13 protein-coding genes are annotated in these 17,741 nt (G+C 71.3%); 6 read left to right on the top strand and 7 right to left on the bottom strand.

What is annotated here, in order from left to right; genetic code table 11:
* Positions 1-34: 34 nt before the first annotated feature.
* The 5 genes from pepN (ABZY12_RS16080) to ABZY12_RS16060 all read right to left on the bottom strand — a co-directional run bounded on the left by pepN (ABZY12_RS16080) (position 35) and on the right by ABZY12_RS16060 (position 9,303).
* Positions 35-2,611 carry an aminopeptidase N gene (gene pepN, locus ABZY12_RS16080; RefSeq protein ID WP_356890568.1) on the bottom strand — a complete coding sequence of 859 codons (2,577 nt, stop codon included), beginning with the start codon at positions 2,609-2,611 and terminating at the stop codon, positions 35-37.
* A gap of 51 nt (positions 2,612-2,662) precedes the next feature.
* Complete coding sequence (locus ABZY12_RS16075) at positions 2,663-3,967, bottom strand: TerD family protein (protein ID WP_356890566.1); 1,305 nt, start codon at positions 3,965-3,967, stop codon at positions 2,663-2,665.
* 95 nt (positions 3,968-4,062) lie between these two features.
* Entirely contained in the window at positions 4,063-5,082 is a 1,020-nt protein-coding gene (locus tag ABZY12_RS16070) for an aspartate-semialdehyde dehydrogenase (protein WP_356890564.1), read from the bottom strand.
* 172 nt (positions 5,083-5,254) lie between these two features.
* Entirely contained in the window at positions 5,255-8,563 is a 3,309-nt protein-coding gene (locus ABZY12_RS16065) for a S8 family serine peptidase (RefSeq protein ID WP_356890562.1), read from the bottom strand.
* A gap of 197 nt (positions 8,564-8,760) precedes the next feature.
* Positions 8,761-9,303 (bottom strand): CGNR zinc finger domain-containing protein, encoded by a 543-nt coding sequence (locus tag ABZY12_RS16060; RefSeq protein ID WP_356890560.1) that lies wholly within the window; start codon positions 9,301-9,303, stop codon positions 8,761-8,763.
* A 132-nt stretch (positions 9,304-9,435) separates the two neighbouring features.
* Here ABZY12_RS16060 and ABZY12_RS16055 point away from each other — a divergent pair, with 132 nt between their 5' ends.
* The 5 genes from ABZY12_RS16055 (at position 9,436) to ABZY12_RS16035 (ending at position 13,077) form a co-directional block, all read left to right on the top strand.
* Positions 9,436-9,891 carry a VOC family protein gene (locus ABZY12_RS16055; protein ID WP_356890558.1) on the top strand — a complete coding sequence of 152 codons (456 nt, stop codon included), beginning with the start codon at positions 9,436-9,438 and terminating at the stop codon, positions 9,889-9,891.
* Between the two features lie 81 nt (positions 9,892-9,972).
* A complete protein-coding gene (locus tag ABZY12_RS16050) occupies positions 9,973-10,842 on the top strand; it encodes a pyridoxamine 5'-phosphate oxidase family protein (RefSeq protein WP_356890556.1) in 870 nt (289 codons plus the stop codon).
* On the top strand, positions 10,839-11,345 hold the full coding sequence (locus tag ABZY12_RS16045) for an HPP family protein (RefSeq protein WP_356890554.1): 507 nt from the start codon (positions 10,839-10,841) through the stop codon (positions 11,343-11,345). Before ABZY12_RS16050 ends, ABZY12_RS16045 begins: the two co-directional genes overlap by 4 nt.
* Before the next feature lie 9 nt (positions 11,346-11,354).
* On the top strand, positions 11,355-11,822 hold the full coding sequence (locus tag ABZY12_RS16040) for an NUDIX hydrolase (RefSeq protein ID WP_356890552.1): 468 nt from the start codon (positions 11,355-11,357) through the stop codon (positions 11,820-11,822).
* A 94-nt stretch (positions 11,823-11,916) separates the two neighbouring features.
* The gene (locus ABZY12_RS16035) at positions 11,917-13,077 is read left to right on the top strand and encodes a serine hydrolase domain-containing protein (RefSeq protein WP_356890550.1); all 1,161 of its coding nucleotides are present in this window, start codon (positions 11,917-11,919) and stop codon (positions 13,075-13,077) included.
* Positions 13,078-13,080: 3 nt separating this feature from the next.
* On the opposite strand, the gene ABZY12_RS16030 is transcribed toward ABZY12_RS16035, so the two are convergent.
* Positions 13,081-13,935, bottom strand: coding sequence for a hypothetical protein (locus ABZY12_RS16030; RefSeq protein WP_356890548.1), 855 nt, complete (start codon positions 13,933-13,935; stop codon positions 13,081-13,083).
* A 379-nt stretch (positions 13,936-14,314) separates the two neighbouring features.
* Positions 14,315-16,879 (bottom strand): aminopeptidase N, encoded by a 2,565-nt coding sequence (gene pepN / locus ABZY12_RS16025; protein ID WP_356890546.1) that lies wholly within the window; start codon positions 16,877-16,879, stop codon positions 14,315-14,317.
* 148 nt (positions 16,880-17,027) lie between these two features.
* Here pepN (ABZY12_RS16025) and ABZY12_RS16020 point away from each other — a divergent pair, with 148 nt between their 5' ends.
* On the top strand, positions 17,028-17,663 hold the full coding sequence (locus ABZY12_RS16020) for a DsbA family protein (RefSeq protein ID WP_356890544.1): 636 nt from the start codon (positions 17,028-17,030) through the stop codon (positions 17,661-17,663).
* Positions 17,664-17,741: the final 78 nt, after the last annotated feature.

The raw sequence follows: 17,741 nt of genomic DNA, 5'->3' as shown, positions 1-17,741 counted from the left end.
GGGGCCCCTTCGCTGTCACGCAGGTTCGTCTCCGCTAGCGGGCGGCGGCCGCGTCCGCCGCCCGCGCCTTCAGCGCGCGCTCGACGCCCGCGCGGCACTCCGTCACCAGCCGGCGCAGCGCCGGGGACGGGTCGTTCGCCCCGATCCACGCGTCGGTCGCGTCCAGGGTCTCCTGAGAGACCTGGATCGTCGGGTAGAGCCCCACCACGATCTGCTGGACCATCTCGTGGCTGCGGGTCTCCGAGACGCCCTTGATGGAGGCGAAGTACTTCTCCGTGTACGGCGCGAGCAGCTCGCGCTGGTCGGTCTGGACGAAGCCGCCGATCACCGCCTCCTGCACGGCGTTCGCCAGCTTGTCGGACTCCACGACCGACGCCCAGGCCTCGGCCTTCGCCGCCTCCGTCGGACGGGCCGCCCGAGCGGTCGCCGCGTGGCGCTCGCCCGCCGCCGTCCTGTCACGCGCCAGCTCGCCGGCGATCTCGGGCTCGTCGTACACCCCGGTCGCCGCGAGCCGCTGCACGAACGCCCAGCGCAGCTCGGTGTCGACGGCCAGGCCCTCGATCGTCTCGTTGCCCTCCAGGAGCCCGGCGAGCAGGTCGAGCTGCTGCGGGGTGCGGGCGGTCGCCGCGAACGCCCGGGCCCAGGCCAGCTGGTGGTCGCTGCCCGGCTCGGCCGCGCGCAGATGCGCCAGCGTCGCCTCGGTCCACCGGTTCAGGCCCGTCTCGCGCCACTCCGGCGCCGCGTAGAGGTCCAGGGCGGCCTTCGTCTGCCCCTGGAGCGACTGGACGACGCCGATGTCGCTCTCCTTGCCGATGCCGGAGAGCACCAGCTCCAGGTAGTCGCGCGTGGCGAGCTCACCGTCGCGGGTCATGTCCCAGGCCGAGGCCCAGCACAGCGCGCGCGGCAGCGACTCGGCGAAGTCCCCGAGGTGCGCGGTGACGTTCTTCAGCGACACCTCGTCGAGCCGGACCTTGGCGTACGACAGGTCGTCGTCGTTGAGCAGCACGACCGCCGGGCGGGCCTTGCCCACCAGCTGCGGCACGGAGGTCAGCTCGGTGGCGGTGACGTCCAGCTCGACCCGGTCCGTACGGACCAGCTTGCCGGCCTCGTCCAGGTCGTAGAAGCCGATCGCGATCCGGTGCGGACGCAGGATCGACTCGCCCTTGGCGCCGGCGGGCAGCGCCGGAGCCTCCTGCTTGACCGCGAACGAGGTGATGACACCGGAGGCGTCCGTCTCGATCTCGGGGCGCAGGATGTTGATGCCGGCCGTCTCCAGCCACGCCTTCGACCAGGCCTTGAGGTCACGGCCGGACGTCTTCTCCAGCGCGCCGAGCAGATCCGACAGGCGTGTGTTGCCGAAGGCGTGCGCCTTGAAGTACGCCTGCACGCCCTTGAAGAACTCGTCCTGACCGACGTACGCGACCAGCTGCTTCAGCACGCTGGCGCCCTTGGCGTACGTGATGCCGTCGAAGTTGACGAGCACGTCCTCGAGATCGTTGATCTCGGCCATGATCGGGTGCGTGGAGGGCAGCTGGTCCTGGCGGTACGCCCAGGTCTTCTCCGCGTTGGCGAAGGTGGTCCAGGCGTTCGGCCAGCGGGTGCCCTTCACCGAGGCCTGGCAGGCGACCGAGGTGTAGGTGGCGAACGACTCGTTCAGCCACAGGTCGTTCCACCACTCCATGGTGACCAGGTCGCCGAACCACATGTGCGCGAGCTCGTGCAGGATCGTCTCGGCCCGGCGCTCGTACGCCGCGTCCGTCACCTTCGAGCGGAAGACGTACTGGTCGCGAATGGTGACCGCGCCCGCGTTCTCCATCGCGCCCGCGTTGAACTCGGGCACGAAGAGCTGGTCGTACTTGGCGAAGGGGTAGTCGTACGCGAACTTCTCCTGGAACCAGTCGAAGCCCTGGCGCGTGACGTCGAAGATGTGGTCCGCGTCGAGGTACTCGGCCAGCGACGGGCGGCAGTAGATGCCCAGCGGCACCGTCTGGCCGTCCTTCTCGTAGGAGGAGTGCACCGAGTGGTACGGGCCGACGATCAGCGCGGTGATGTACGTCGAGATGCGCGGGGTCGGCTCGAAGACCCAGAGGTCGTCCTTGGGCTCGGGCGTCGGCGAGTTCGAGATCACCGTCCAGCCGCTCGGCGCCTTCACGGTGAACTGGAAGGTCGCCTTCAGGTCCGGCTGCTCGAAGGCCGCGAAGACCCGGCGGGCGTCCGGCACCTCGAACTGCGTGTACAGATACGCCTGGTCGTCGACCGGGTCGACGAACCGGTGCAGGCCCTCACCGGTGTTGGTGTACGCGCAGTCGGCGACGACATGAAGCTCGTTCGTGCCCTGGTGGAGATGGGCCAGGTGGATCCGCGAGTCCCGGAAGACGGCGGCCACGTCGAGCGTGCGGCCGTTCAGCACGACCTCGTGCACGGCGGGGGCGACGAGGTCGATGAAGGTCTCGGCGTTCGCCTCGGCGGAATCGAAGCGGACGGTGGTGACGGACCGGTAGGTGCCGCCCTCCTGCGCGCCGGAGAGGTCCAGTGCGACCTCGTACGCGTCCACGGTCAGCAGCTTCGCCCGCTGCTGCGCCTCTTCACGGGTCAGGTTTGTGCCAGGCACCCGGTCAACTCCTCGGTTTCTTGACGTTTGGCCCATCCTTCCACGGCGTACTCACCGGCGCACCGAGCATTTCCAGGGCCCGTCCCCGCTGATGCGCAGCAGTCCCGGCCCGGACACGGGAGCGCTGACCCGGACCTCCCCGACTTCCTTGACCAGCAGCTCCTGGTCCTCGGCGTCGTACGCGGGCTCGGCGGGCGGGGTGTGCTGGTGGACGGTGAAGTCGCACCGGCCGTGGTGGACGAAGTCGAGGACTGCCGGTGGCCCGTCGTAGACGACGAGGTCGTGCGCGACGCCCTCGATGTGGCTGTCGAAACGGCGTGCGTGGGTGAGCGGCAGTACCCGCAGGTTCCAGGGGGTGTCGGCCTCGACCCGCAGGGTCAGGGGCCGGCCGCGGGGGACGACGGCGACGGTGCGGGCGCGGACGTCGTCCTCGTACGCCGTGAGCAGGAAGTCCGCGGCGCGGCCGTGCTCGTCGCAGGACTCGATGGTGGTGGAGATCGAGTGGGAGGACTCGATCTCCAGGAGCGCCCAGCCGGGTGGGATGGCGGGGTCGCAGTGCACGGTCTCCTTGCCGCGGCCCTGGTGGACGGAGGGGCGGAAGGAGACGGAGAAGGGATCGGCGAGCGCGGAGGGTGGCGTGGGCGGGGCGGGCGCGGCGTGGGTCGGCGCCGGGGGGTACGACTCGACGGGCGTTACCGGCGCCACGGGCGATATGGGCGACGTGAGCGGCTGCGCGTAGCCCGGACCGGGGGGCGGCGGGGCGTGGCCGGGGCCCGGAGGCGGCGGCGGGACGTAGCCGGGGCCGGGGACGGGTTCCGGCGGGGCCTCGGCCACGATGCCGAAGTCCGTCGCCAGGCCCGCGAGCCCCGACACGTACCCCTGGCCCACCGCGCGGAAGCTCCAGCCGCCGTCACGGCGGAGGAACTCGCCGAAGAGGAACGCCGTCTCCGTCGTCGCGTCGCCGATGGCGAAGTACGCGGCCGGGGCGCCCGCCGTGTCCGTGACCCGGATGTCCAGGTCCGGTACCTGACCGAAGACGCCGCCGTCGGCGGAGGCGGCGATCACGACCCGCTCGACGGTCGGCTCCACCCGCCCCAGATCCAGCCACAGCCAGTCCGCCGCCGGGGAGCCCGGCGCTCCGGGCGCCGACCTGCCCAGGTGCCGTACGGCACCCGAGGCGTGCTTGCCGTGGTTGTAGAAGACGAGATCCGCGTCACCCCGCACCCGCCCGCCCGCGTCGAGCAGCAGCGCGGAGATGTCCACGTCGGGCACGCCGGGCCCGGTCCGCCAGGCGACCGCGACCTGGAGGGCCCGCACCGGCACCGGGATGTCGGCGCCCTTCGGTAAGTGGGTCATGGTCGGATCCTGCCATCCGGCGGACAGGATTCGAACGCGTTGTCCGAATTCCGCCGGAGGCAGGTTCCGAGACGGCTGCCGGGGGGGGGGGGGGCTCAGGCGCCCTTGAGCTCCTGGGCCACCAGCTCCGCGATCTGCACCGCGTTCAGCGCGGCACCCTTGCGCAGGTTGTCGTTGGAGAGGAAGAGCGCGAGACCGTTCTCCACCGTCTCGTCCACGCGGATCCGGCCGACGTACGAGGCGTCCTTGCCGGCCGCCTGGAGCGGGGTGGGGATCTCGGAGAGCTCGACGCCCTCGGCGTCCTTGAGCAGCTCGTACGCGCGCTCGACGCTGATCGGGCGGTCGAAGCGGGCGTTCACCTGGAGGGAGTGGCCGGAGAAGACCGGGACCCGGACGCAGGTGCCGGAGACCTTGAGCTCCGGGATCTCCAGGATCTTGCGGGACTCGTTGCGGAGCTTCTGCTCCTCGTCGGTCTCGAAGGTGCCGTCGTCGACGATCGAGCCGGCCAGCGGGACCACGTTGAAGGCGATCGGACGCTTGTAGACGGCGGGCTCGGGGAACTCGACGGCCTCGCCGTCGAAGGCCAGCCGGTCGGCGTTCTCGGCCACGGCGCACGCCTGCGTACGCAGCTCGGCCACGCCCGCCACACCCGAGCCGGAGACGGCCTGGTAGGTGGTGGCGACGAGCGCGGTCAGGCCGGCCTCCTGGTGGAGCGGCTTGAGGACCGGCATCGCGGCCATCGTGGTGCAGTTCGGGTTGGCGATGATCCCCTTGGGGCGGTCCTTGATCGCGTGCGGGTTGACCTCGGAGACCACCAGCGGGACCTCGGGGTCGCGCCGCCAGGCGGAGGAGTTGTCGATCACGACGGCGCCCTGGGAGGCGACCTTCTCGGCGAGCGCCTTGGAGGTGGCGCCCCCGGCCGAGAAGAGCACGATGTCCAGGCCGGTGTAGTCGGCGGTGGAGGCGTCCTCGACCGTGACCCCGTCGAGGACCGTGCCGGCGGAGCGGGCGGAGGCGAAGAGCCGCAGCTCGTCGACGGGGAAGTTGCGCTCGGCCAGGATCTTGCGCATGACTGTGCCGACCTGACCGGTGGCTCCGACGATTCCGACCTTCACGGGGACTCCTCCGTACGTTTGTGCAGGGTGCTGCCGGTCCATGATGCGTATGTCACCGGGCGCCTTGTCCAATCCATTGTCCAAGGGTCGGGACATGAGTCACGACACACGAAGGGCGGGCGCCGGTTCCGGCGCCCGCCCTCCTACCCGCTCAGCGGGGTTTCACCGGGTGTTACGGCGTGACCTTGCCGATCACGACGCTGCCGGAGCCCGCGACCGTGCCGCGCGCGTTCAGCAGCTGGACCTCGCCGAAGAACTGCCGGCCCTCGGGCGCGGCACCGGCGACCAGCACCTCGGCGCCGACCTGGGCGCTCGCGCCGTTGGCCAGCGTCACCGGCTTCGACGCGTCGACCCGCACGCTGCCGAGCGAGGACGAGTAGTACACGTCCTTGTAGTCGAAGGTCGTGCCGCCCTCGGCCTGCACCGAGTAGCCGTCGATCACGATGGTGTAGGTACCGGCGGCCGGCTTGACCAGCGAGACGGCCTCCTCCGAGTCGCCGTCCGCGGCCTGGCCCACCTGCTTGCCGTCGAGCAGGACCGTCAGGTCCAGGTCGGCGGCCTTGTCCGAGGTGTTGCCGATCGCCACGTCGAGCCGCTCGACACCCTCACCGATGGTGACGGTCTTCGTCTGCTGCTCGTGGTGCTTGATGGTCGGGGTCTCGACCTTGGCCGAGCCGAGCGAGCCACCCTTCAGCGTGCCGTTGATCGCGGCGAACTTGTTGGTGACCTTCCACTCGACCGGCGCCGGGGTGCCGACCTTCGCCTCGGCGACGGTCTGCACGGCCGGGTCGAAGTCGGCGCCGAGGACGGAGACGTCCAGCTTGTACGGGTTGTCCAGGTCGGGCGAGGTGCGGCGCGACTCGACCTCGATCTCCCAGACGCCCGGCGTCGGGTTGGCGTACGAACGCAGGTCCGGACGGCAGGTGTTGGCCGGGTTGTAGTGCGGGTAGCACGCCGTGGACGCGGTCGACTCGATGGCCACGCCGTACGGGTGGATCGCGATGAACCGGGTCTGGCTCTTCTCCTTGAGACCGCCGATGGCGACCTCCAGGGACTTGGCGCCCTCCGGGACGGTCACGAAGTACGACTTGTGGCTGTTGCGCTGCACCGAGCCGGTGGCGGAGACGCCGAAGCCGGGTGCGACCAGGTCGCTCGCGACGACGACGGTCGACAGGATCTGCTTGTCGACGCCCTCGGTGCGCTCGTCGTCGGCCTCCAGGATCACGCTGTGCACCCCGGCCGTGGTGGGCCGGGCCTGGACCTTGACGGTGACCGGCTTGTTCAGCGGCAGGTCGACCTCGTCGTCGCCGAGGATCCGGAAGGTGCCGTCGTTGTACTTCAGGTCCAGCTCGTGCTCGATGGTCCGGTTCGGGCCGCTCGTGCGCGTGATGGTGACGTCGTAGACCTTCTTCTGGCCGACCTTGAGGCCGCCCTCACGGTCGTACACACCCGTGCCGGTGCGCGGGGCCGGGAAGATCTTCGTGTCGACCGGGGCCTGGACCTTGTAGTCGTGCGCCGTGGCGCCGTCCTTGATCGAGTCCCAGGCCTCGTTGATGTCGATCAGACCGGAGCCCTGCTCGTGGGCCGCGACACCGGAGATCCGCTTGGCGGTCGAGGTGAGCGCGGTGCGCAGGGTGAGCGGGGAGAGCTCCACGCCCTTCTGCTTCGCGGCGGAGAGCAGCAGCGCGCTCGCGCCCGCGACCTGCGGGGAGGACATCGAGGTGCCGTTGAGCATCCCGTAACCGGCGGGCAGCGCGTAGCCGGCCTCGGGCACGCCCGAGCCCGCCTGCCAGGTCGGGATGGTGTTCACGGCCGAGCCGGGACCGGAGATGGTCGGGGTGAAGCCGCCGTCCTCACGCGGGCCGCGCGAGGAGAAGGGGAACATGGCGTACTTCTTCTCGACGGCCGAGCCGTAGTTGGCGGCCCACGTCTCCTTGGAGATGGCCGCGCCGACCGAGATGACCTTGTCGGCCAGGCCGGGGTCGCCGATCGTGTTGATGCCCGGGCCGGAGTTGCCGGCCGAGATGACCAGCTGGACACCGTGCTCGTCGATCAGCCGGGTGTAGAGGCGGGCGCGGACGTTGTCGCCGTCGTTCTGCGCGGGCAGGCCGCCGATCGACATGTTGACGATGTCGACGCCGCGGTTGACGACGAGGTCCGTCATGCCCTCCATGAGGGCGGTGTTGGTGCAGCCACCGGTCCAGGTGCAGGCGCGCGAGGAGACGAGCTTCGCGCCGGGCGCGGCGCCGTTCATCCTGCCGCCGAAGAGACCGTGGGCGGCGGTGATGCCGGCGACGTGCGTGCCGTGGGAGGACTCGACGATGCCGACGTTGACGAAGTCCCGCTTCTGGCCCACCCAGCTGCCGCCGAGCGGGTCCATCGCGACGTCCTTGCGGATCTCCACGACGAAGGGGGTGCGCTCGACGACCTCGGTGGCCGGGTTGTCGGTACCGAAGTAGCCGATCTGGTACCCGTCCTTGTACGGCTTCATCGGCGCGTTGTCCGTGAAGTCGTTGTTCTGGTCGGAGTCCACGCGGACGGTCCCGGCGGCCGGGTCGTACAGCATGCCGAAGAGGTCGGTCTTGTCGCCGTCGCGGTTGATGTCACCGGCCGGGTCGCCGCCCGCGGTGATCGACTCGGCGAAACGGCTGAACTGGTAGGAGCCCTCGGGCGCCTTCCAGCTCTGCGACGAGGCGGTGAAGACCGGGCCGGCGACCGGGGTGACCTGGGCGCGCCAGGTGGCGTCGCCCTCGGTCAGCGGGTCGGTGGCGGTGACCCAGTCGACGATCTTGCGCTCGCCGGTGGTGGTCTTCTGCAGGGCGGGGTGGCCGAGGTCGACACCGGAGTCGAGGATGCCGATGGTCACGCCGCGGCCGTCGGCCCTGGGGTGCTCCTTGACGAACTCGACCGCACCGGTCTCGTGGGCCGGGTTGTACGGGTTCTTCGCCGGGGTGTTCTTGCCGGGGGCCGGGTATGTCGAGGTGACGGTCGTGCCCTCGACGTCGCCCGCGTCCGGAGTCGGGTCGTCCAGCTTGATCTCGGCCTGGAGGTCGATCGACTGGACGGAGGCGAGCTTGGCGGCCGCCTGGATGGCGGCCTGCGCCTTGGCGGTGGGGACGGTGGCGCGGACGTAGCCGAGCGCGTCCTCCCGCTTGCCGACCGAGGCGCCCTGGACGGCGTCGAGCTGGCCGGCGACCTGCTCGGTGGCGCCGGGGGCGGTGGCGACGAGGAGGGTGACGTTCTTCTCGCCGGTGGCCTCGGCCTCGGAGAGGCGCTGCGCGTCGGTCGCGCCCAGCTTGTCGGCGGAGTCGGAGGACTTGACCGGCGGAGTGGTCGCCGGGTCCTCGGCGGCCAGGACCGGAGCGGCACCGGCCGCGATGAGCGCGGTCACGAGTCCCGCGGCGGCGGCGATGCGTGCCGCGCGTCTGTGCCCGGGGGTCGAGCGCCCGGATATGGAGCTCTGAGTTTCGGGGGTGGTCATTTACATCCCTGGTGGTGAAAGAGAGGGTCCGGAATTCGGTACCGGATGACCGCTCAGCCTTTCGTAAGTAACAGGGGTTTGTGGAGAGTTAAGCGGTGGCGGGATGTGCGTGTGGCGCACATCCGCCACTGCGGGACATGCGCCACGAGGGATGAATCGTCCTCAACCGGGGCGAGTCGAAGGGCTCGCGCGGGGGACTAGTTGTCTTTTGTACGGGCATAGTGCCGCGAGGCCTTGGCCCGGTTGCCGCAGATCGCCATGGAGCACCAGCGTCGGGTCCCGTTCCGCGAGGTGTCGAAGAAGTGCAGGACGCACGCCTCGTGGGCGCAGGCCCGGATCCGGTCGGGCGCGGTGCGCAGCAGGTCGAGGTAGTCCCGGGCGGCGGTCCAGCCGGGCCCCCAGGTGGCGTCCTCGAACTCGGCCTCCTCGCCCGGCCCCTCCGGGGTGAGGGTGGCGCGGATCCGGCCGTGCCCGAGAACCGCGTCGACGCGGGCGACGGCGGCCGGGCCGCCGGGCCGGTCCACGAGGCCGGCGAGGGCGTCACGGGCGGCGAGCGTATGGCGGAGCGTGGTCGCGTCGGCGGCGAACCGGCCGTCCAGCCCGTTGGCGGCGAGCCAGACGGCGAGGCCGTCGGTGTCCGTGAGCAGGTCCTGGCGGGTGCCGTCCTCGTTCCAGCGGGTGTTGAGGAGATCGAGGGAGACGGGCTCGCCGGTGAGCGGCCGGGGGTCGGAAACGGTCATGGCGGACGCCCTCCTCGTCGAACTAACCTCTCAAGGGTACGTGACCGGTTGACGCTCCCGGCAGCTAACCCCTAAAGTCCATTTCAAGGGTTAGCCCGTCTTGGGTCGGCCATCGACGAAAAGGGGACCGCCATGTCGGCGATCGGAACGCTGCGCACCGGCCACATCGGGCTCAACGTCACGGACCTGGACCGCTCGATCGGGTTCTACGCCGGCGTCCTCGGCTTCGAGGTCCTGCGGGAGGGCAAGGAGGAGGGCAGGCGGTACGCCTTCCTCGGCCAGGACGGACAGCTCGTCCTCACCCTCTGGCAGCAGGCGGAGGGTTCGTACGACCAAGGCCGCGCGGGCCTGCACCACCTCGCCTTCGAGGCCGAGTCGATCGAACGGGTCACGGCGGCCGAGGCGGAACTGAAGGCGCGCGGTGCCTCCTTCGCCTACGAGGGTGTGGTCGCCCACGCCGAGGGCGCGGCGTCCGGCGGCATCTTCTTCCACGACCCGGACGGCACCCGTCTGGAGATCTACGCGCGCAAGGGCGCAGAGGGCGCGGCGGCGCCGAACGAGGCGGCCCCCACCTGCGGCTTCTTCTAGCCGCCCCCGTCGCCCACGGCGCTCCCCGCGCAGCGCCCCGCCGCACCCGCCCGGCCCGGACTGGGAAGGACCACCAGGGACATGGACCCCTACAACTTCGGCGCCCTCGCCGTACAGGACCGCGTAGGCGTCCGCGACCGCGCCGCCCACGCCGCCCGCTCCATCCGCGACGGCATTCCCGCCATCGCCGCCGCGTTCCTCGGACAGCAGCCGATGCTGGTGATCGGCGCGGCGGACGGTGCCGGGCGGGTCTGGAGCTCACTGCTCACCGGTGAGCCCGGTTTCGTGCGGGCGACCGGCCCGCACACGATCTCGGTGGCGGCCGCCCTCCCCGAGGGCGCCGCCGCCGGAACCCCCGTCGGCACGATCGCCCTCGACCCCCGCACCCGCCGCCGGATGCGCCTCAACGGCATCGCCCGGCCCAGCCCGCGCGGCTTCACCGTCGAGGCGGACCAGGTCTTCTCCAACTGCCCCAAGTACCTCCAGAAGCGCGACCTGGACGCACCCGACGTCGCCACCCCCGCCGGTGCCGAGCGGCGCGGCGGGGCGCTCACCCCCGACCAGGAGGGGTTCGTCCGCGCCGCCGACACCTTCTTCGTCGCGACCGTCGCCCCGGACGGCGCGGACGCGAGCCATCGGGGCGGCAACCCCGGTTTCGTCCGGGTCGACTCGCCGACCGAGGTGAGCTGGCCGGACTACCGCGGCAACGCGATGTTCCTGACCCTCGGCAACCTGGAGGCCGACGGTCGGGCCGGACTGCTCTTCCTGGACTGGGGCACGGGCACGACGCTCCGGCTGACCGGCGTCGCCCACACCGAGTACGGCCCCGAAGGCCGGCGCACCCGCTTCCGTATCGCCCAGACGGTCGAGACCCCGTCCGCCAGCCCCCTGCGCTGGTCCGCCCCCGTGTACTCCCCGGCCAACCCGCCCCTGAACCAGGACCGTTCATGACGACCGCCCCGGCCCCCGCCCCCGTCCCCGCCCGGCCTCCCGCACGACCCCGCCCCCACGTCGTGGCCCTGGCCACCGCCGTCAGCGTCGTCGCGCTGCTCGTGCTCGTCGCCGTCGGCGCCGTACTCCACGAGCCCCTGCTCATCCCGCCGCTCGCGGCGAGCATGGCGCTCGTGGCCGGGGCGCCCGATCTGCCGCTCTCCCAGCCGCGGTCCGTCGTCGGCGGGCAGCTGCTCTCCGCGCTCACCGGCTTCGCCGTCCTCGCGGTCACCGGGCCGGGGATCTGGGGAGCCGCCGTCGCCGGAGGACTCGCGCTCGGGGTGATGATGCTGGCGCGCACCCCGCACTCGCCCGCCGCCGCGACCGCCGTGATCGTCACCCTCGAGAATCCGCCGTTCTTCGCCTTCCTCGGACTGCTCGCCCTGGCCGGCCTGCTCCTCGTCGCCGTCGGCCTGGCCGGCGCCCGCGTCACCGGGCGGGCGTATCCGGCGTACTGGTTCTAACCTCTCCGCATGAAGACGGAGTTGAGGGTGGCGGCCTACGCCGTATGCGTACGGGACGACGAGATACTGCTCGCCCGCTGGGTGGCCGGCGACGGCACCAAGAAGTGGACGCTGCCCGGCGGCGGCATGGAGCACGGCGAGGAACCGGTCCGGACCGTCGTCCGCGAGGTCGAGGAGGAGACCGGGTACCTCACCGAACCCACAGCCCTGCTCGGCATCGACTCGATCCGCCGCTCCTGGCTGCGCCGCCTCGCCGGGCCCGGCGACTTCCAGGGGCTGCGGATCATCTACGAGGCCCGCGTCACCGGCGGCTCCCTGCGCAACGAGATCAACGGCTCCACCGATCTCGCCGCCTGGCACCCCCTCGCCGCCGTCCCCGACCTCGCACGCGTCGAACTGGTCGACATCGGGCTCGAGTTGTGGCGCGAACGCCCCCCGGTCGGGCGCTCCCGGCGCACCGATCCCGCGAACGGCTGATTTCCGCTCAACCCCCCGGACCCCGCTCAACCTTCACCGTGCGTACCGCGGTCCCCTCGCGTGACCGCAGTACACACGACAGGGGAGCCCGCGCATGCCGGCCGTACGCACCATGACCCGGACCGTTCTCGCAGCCACCGCCGTGGCCGCCCTCACCGCCACCGCCCTCGCCGCGCCCGCGGCCGCGGCGGCAGCGCCCGCCACGTCCCAGAAGCAGGACCACCACGCCACCCAGCAGGCCCTCGACGCGGCGGTCGAGGCGGGCGTTCCCGGAGCCGTCGCCCAGGCCCGCACCGGCCGCGCCGGCTGGACCGGGACCGCGGGCGAACGCGGTGGCAAGGACCACTACCGGGTCGGCTCCATCACCAAGACCTTCGTCGCCACCGTCCTCCTGCAGCTCCAGGCCGAAGGCCGCCTCGACCTCGACGACCCGGTCGAGAAGTGGCTGCCCGGCATGGTCCGGGGCAATGGCCACGACGGCCGGAAGATCACCGTCCGCCAGCTCCTCAACCACACGAGCGGCGTCTACAGCGTCACCTCGGACCCGGGATTCCAGGAGAAGATCTTCGGCCCCGCCTTCCTGGAGCACCGCTACGACACCTGGACCCCGGAGCAGCTCGTCGCCGTCGCGATGACCCACGAGCCGGACTTCGCCCCCGGCACCGACTGGAACTACTCCAACACCAACTACGTCCTGGCCGGCCTGGTGATAGAGAAGGTCACCGGCCGTCCGTACGGAAAGGAGGTCGAGCGCCGGATCATCAAGCCGCTGAAGCTGCGCGCCACCAGCGTCCCCGGCACCGACGTGACGGTGCCGAAGCCGAGCTCACGGGCGTACTCGAAACTCTCCTTCGACCCGAACGCCACCCGGGTCCACGACATCACCGAGCTGAACCCCTCCCTCGCTCACGCGGCGGGCGAGATGATCTCCAACTCCGCTGATCTCCAGACGTTCTACCGAGCCCTGCTCAAGGGCAAGCTGCTGCCGAAGGCGGAGCAGCGGGAGCTGACCGACACCGTCCCCACCGACCCGAGCGCCCCGGAACTGCGCTACGGCCTCGGGCTGATGCGGACGAAGCTGAGCTGCGGCAAGGAGGTCTGGGGCCACGGCGGTGGCATCCACGGCTCCTCCTCGCAGGCCGTCACCAGCCGGGACGGCGAGCACTCGCTCGCCATGAACTTCAACGCCGACTGGACCGGTGACAGCCAGACCGTCATCGAGGCCGAGTTCTGCGGCACGGCGCCGAAGGAGTAGCGGCTACCGGGGAAGGACGACGACGTAGGCGGCGGGCTGCCGGTCCGAGGCGGTCATCAGGGCCGTGCGGATCACCGTGGCCTGCTGGTCCATCGCCTCGCGCAGTTTGCGCGGGGTGATGTGCACGACCGTGATGCCGAGCCGCTCCAGATGCTCGCGCTTGCGGGTGTACTCGGACCACAGCGCGTCGTCGTCCTGTCTCGGCGCCCGGGTGTCCAACTCCACCGCCACCGCCTGGTCCGGCCAGTAGGCGTCGAGGCCGCCGAGATGAGGGCCGCCCGGCAGCCGCAGGTCGACGTTCCACATCGGGTCGGGCAGGGCGAACGCCCGCACCATCTCGTAGAGGCGTTCCTCGGCGATGGCCCGGCCCTCGGCGAGCAGCGAGTCGACGGCGTCCACCACGTGGGGCCGGTTCAGCAGCCGCTCGCGGCTCAACTCGCGGACCACCACGCCGGGTTCGCAATGTCCGGCGCGTACGGCCTCGGTGAGCAGCCGGCGCACCACGCCCGCGTCGGTGAGGGCGGAGACCGCGTCGGCGAGGGCGCGGGCGACCGGCGCGACGGGCACCCCTCCGAGCTCCAGCGGCTCGGGGAGGTCCTGCGCGCGCACGACCCGCACGCAGCCCGTGGACCGCAGCCGGCGGGTGCGGTGCACCAGCACGTCGATCTGGTCGACGGAGTGCAGCGGAGGAGCGGAGGCGAAGCGGTGCAAGGCGAGCGCGGCGAGGCCGGTGACCATCGCCTCGGCACTCTGGCCCGGCACGCCGCCGCGACGCCGGGTGTAGCGGAGTGCCTCCTGGATCCGGGCTTCGCCGGTGCGGGGGAGGGGGCGGGGGGTGATGGGGGTGTTGTGGTTCATGCCGAAGGTCTTCCGCCGCCCGCGCGTCCGCTAACCGCTGTTACACAGCCGTAGACATTCAGGGACAAGCTCGTCCTAAAGTACGCGCGTTCGACTGCCGATCAGTCCTGGCCCCCGAGAGCCCGGACCTGCGGCGTAACGCGCCGATCGCGCCATGCTCACGGCGAGGCTCACCGGCCGCGACCTGCGGCGTAACGCGCCGATCGCGCCGGGTTCACGGCAAGGCTCACCGGCCCTGATCCACCGGACGCCACCGGCCCCGGCACCACAACCGGCCCCGGCACCGCCACCGGACTCCACCGCCACCGCACCGGCATGGATCGGCCCCGGCCACGAGCCGAGCTCGTCGCCGGGGCCGATCCGATGGCCCGGTGAACCCCTACGCCGCCGCGCGGTCGCACGCCTGGGCGCGCAGCGCCCGCGCCAGGTCGTCCCGGGCCTCCAGGACCAGCCGGCGCAGCGCCGGCGGGGCGGACGCGTGCGCGGAGAGCCACGCGTCCGTCGCGGCCAGGGTCTCCTCGCCGTCCTGCAGCCCGGGGAACAGACCCCGGACCACGTCCATCCCGATCTGGATCGACCGGTCCGCCCACAGCCGTGCGATCACCGCGAAGTACTTCTCCGCGTACGGCGCGATCAGCTCGCGCTGCGAGGGCTGGACGAAGCCCGCGATCGTCGCCTCCACGAGCGCGTTCGACAGCGCGTCCGACTCGACGACCTGCGCCCACGCCTGCGCCTTGACCGCGGCGGAGGGGCGGGCCGCCAGACAGCGGACCTGGTGGCGCTTGCCGGTCGCGGTGTCGTCCCGGGCCAGCTCCGCGTCGATCCGCGCCTCGTCCGCCCGGCCGTGCGCGGCCAGCGGGGTGAGGAACGACCAGCGCAGCTCCTGGTCGACGTCCAGCCCGTCGATCTTCGCCGTGCCGTCGAGGAGCCCCTCCAGGAGCTGGAAGTCCGCGTCCGACGAGGAGGTCGCCGCGAAGAAGCGCGCCCAGGTCAGCTGGTGTTCACTCCCCGGCTCGGCCAGCCGCAGTTCGCGCAGCCCGCCCTCGGCGAGCAGCCGGGCGCCCTCCTCACGCCAGTCGACGGTCGCGTAGTGCGTGACCGCCGCCTGGGCCCAGGCGTGCACCATCTGCAGCACACCGATGTCCGTCTCGCGGCCCGCGAAGTCCAGCACGATCGCCACGAAGTCCCGGGCCGGCATCAGGCCGTCCCGCGTCAGGTTCCACAGCGCCGACCAGCACAGCGCGCGCGCCAGCGGGTCGGTGATGTCGCCCAGGTGCGCCCGCAGGGTGCTCAGCGAGCCCTCGTCGAAGCGGATCTTGCAGTACGTGAGGTCGTCGTCGTTGACCAGGACGAGCGCCGGCCGCTCGACGCCCGCCAGTTCGGGCACGACCGTCCGCGCCCCGGTGACGTCCGCCTCGGCCCGCGCGTACCGCACCAGTTCGCCCGCGTCCGACAGCCGGTAGAGCCCCACGGCGGCCCGGTGCGGGCGAAGCTCGTCGCCGTCCTGGACGACGGCCAGCTCGGTGATCCGGCCCTCCGCGTCGTACGTCACCACCGGCGTCAGCGCGTTGACGCCGGAGGTCTGCAGCCAGGAGCGGGACCACGCCTTCATGTCACGGCCGGAGGTCTCCTCCAGGACGGACAGCAGATCGGCGAGGCGCGTGTTGCCGTACGCGTGCCGCTTGAAGTAGCGCCGCGCCCCCTCCAGGAACGCGTCCCGCCCCGCGTACGCCACCAGCTGCTTGAGGACGGACGCGCCCTTGGCGTAGGTGATGCCGTCGAAGTTCAGCTTGGCGTCCTCCAGGTCACGGATGTCGGCCGTGATCGGGTGCGTGGACGGCAGCTGGTCGGCGCGGTAGGCCCACGACTTGCGGTTGTTGGCGAAGGTCACCCAGCTGTTGGTGAAGCGGGTCGCCTCCGCCAGCGAGAACGAGCCCATGAAGTCGGCGAAGGACTCCTTCAGCCACAGGTCGTCCCACCACACCATGGTGACCAGGTCGCCGAACCACATGTGCGCCATCTCGTGCAGGATGACGTTCGCCCGGCGCTCGTACGCCGCCTGCGTCACCTTGCCCCGGTAGATGTACTCCTCGCGGAAGGTCACCATGCCCGGGTTCTCCATCGCGCCGAGGTTGTACTCGGGGACGAAGGCCTGGTCGTACTTCCCGAAGGGGTACGGGTAGTCGAAGTTGTCGTGGAAGAAGTCGAAGCCCTGCTTGGTGATCAGGAAGACGTCGTCCGCGTCGAAGTGCTTTGCGAGCCCCTTGCGGCACATCGCGCCGAGCGGGATCTCCAGCTCGGTCCCGTCGTCCAGCGTGCGCTTGTACGTGTCGGTGACGTAGTGGTACGGCCCCGCGACGACACAGGTGATGTACGTCGAGATGGGCGCCGTCTCCGCGAACCGCCACACACCGTCGGCGCCCCGCTCGCCCGCGCCGTTCGACCAGACCGTCCACTCCTCGGGCGCCGTCACCTCGAAGCGGTACGGCGCCTTGAGGTCCGGCTGCTCGAAATTGGCGTGAACGCGGCGGGCGTCGGCCGGTTCGTACTGGGTGTAGAGGTAGACCTCGCCGTCCTCCGGGTCGACGAAGCGGTGCATGCCCTCACCGGTCCGGCTGTAGGCGCACTGGGCGTCCACCACCAGAACGTTCTCGTCCGCCAGGCCGTCCAGCGCGATCCGCGAGCCGTCGAAGACGACGGCCGGGTCCAGCGCCCGGCCGTTCAGCTCCACCGCGTTCACGGCGGGCGCGATCAGGTCGACGAAGGTGGCCGAGCCCGTCCCCGTACGGCGGAAGCGGATCGTGGTCACCGAGCGGAAGGTGCGCACGCCTTCCCCGGACTCGCCGACCGCGGAGCGCAGATCGAGGGCGACCTGGTACCCGTCGACGGTCAGCAGCTCGGCCCGCTCGCGGGCCTCGTCGCGGGACAGATTCTCTCCGGGCACGGTCACTCCTTCGTGGCTCGTTGGAAACAGCACCGATCCTCCCATGTGCCGCTGACCCCCGGCACTCGGGGAATGGCTCGGCCCCGTCGTGACGTTGCTCCTTCTGGCGCACCACATCCACTGCAGACGCCCGTCCATGAGGAGTGACATGTCCGAGAGCAGGACCACCGCCGACTTCTGGTTCGACCCGCTGTGCCCCTGGGCCTGGATGACCTCCCGGTGGATGCTGGAGGTGGAGAAGGTGCGCCCGGTCGACGTGCGCTGGAAGGTCATGAGCCTGGCGGTCCTCAACGAGAACCGTCTCGACGAGGTCCCGCCGCAGTACCGCGAGATGCTGGAGACCCAGGCCTGGGGTCCGGTCCGCGTGGTGATCGCGGCCCAGCAGCTGCACGGCGACGAGGTCGTCGGCAAGCTCTACACCGCGCTCGGCACCCGTTTCCACAACAACGGCGAGGGCCCCACGCGCGAGGCGATCGCCGCGGCCCTCACCGATGTGGGCCTGCCGGCCGACCTGGTCGAGTACGCCGACAAGGACACCTACGACACCGAGCTGCGCACCTCCCACAAGGAGGGCATCGACAAGGTCGGCCAGGACGTCGGCACGCCGGTGATCTCCGTACCGGGCGCTGACGGCGGGCAGGTCGCCTTCTTCGGCCCGGTGGTGACCCCGACCCCGCGCGGCGAGGCGGCGGCCCGGCTGTGGGACGGCACTCTCCTGGTGGCCTCGACGCCGGGCTTCTACGAGATCAAGCGCACGCGGACGGCGGAGCCGAGCTTCGAGTAGTCCGCGGCCGAACCTCTTCCGCTGATACAGACGACCCCCGCGAGTCACGTCCTCGCGGGGGTCGTCCTTCTTCCGCCT

Source organism: Streptomyces sp. NPDC006551, assembly GCF_040611675.1.
GTDB lineage: Bacteria > Actinomycetota > Actinomycetes > Streptomycetales > Streptomycetaceae > Streptomyces.
Note: the sequence above shows the minus strand (reverse complement) of the source record. Positions and strands in the feature narration are given on the sequence as shown.

Coding starts and splice junctions, on each gene's coding strand:
- ABZY12_RS16075 (WP_356890566.1), bottom strand. CDS start 3,967: ATGACCCACTTACCGAAGGGCGCCGACATCCCGGTGCCGGTGCGGGCC.
- ABZY12_RS16065 (WP_356890562.1), bottom strand. CDS start 8,563: ATGACCACCCCCGAAACTCAGAGCTCCATATCCGGGCGCTCGACCCCC.
- ABZY12_RS16060 (WP_356890560.1), bottom strand. CDS start 9,303: ATGACCGTTTCCGACCCCCGGCCGCTCACCGGCGAGCCCGTCTCCCTC.
- ABZY12_RS16055 (WP_356890558.1), top strand. CDS start 9,436: ATGTCGGCGATCGGAACGCTGCGCACCGGCCACATCGGGCTCAACGTC.
- ABZY12_RS16050 (WP_356890556.1), top strand. CDS start 9,973: ATGGACCCCTACAACTTCGGCGCCCTCGCCGTACAGGACCGCGTAGGC.
- ABZY12_RS16045 (WP_356890554.1), top strand. CDS start 10,839: ATGACGACCGCCCCGGCCCCCGCCCCCGTCCCCGCCCGGCCTCCCGCA.
- ABZY12_RS16040 (WP_356890552.1), top strand. CDS start 11,355: ATGAAGACGGAGTTGAGGGTGGCGGCCTACGCCGTATGCGTACGGGAC.
- ABZY12_RS16035 (WP_356890550.1), top strand. CDS start 11,917: ATGCCGGCCGTACGCACCATGACCCGGACCGTTCTCGCAGCCACCGCC.
- ABZY12_RS16030 (WP_356890548.1), bottom strand. CDS start 13,935: ATGAACCACAACACCCCCATCACCCCCCGCCCCCTCCCCCGCACCGGC.
- ABZY12_RS16020 (WP_356890544.1), top strand. CDS start 17,028: ATGTCCGAGAGCAGGACCACCGCCGACTTCTGGTTCGACCCGCTGTGC.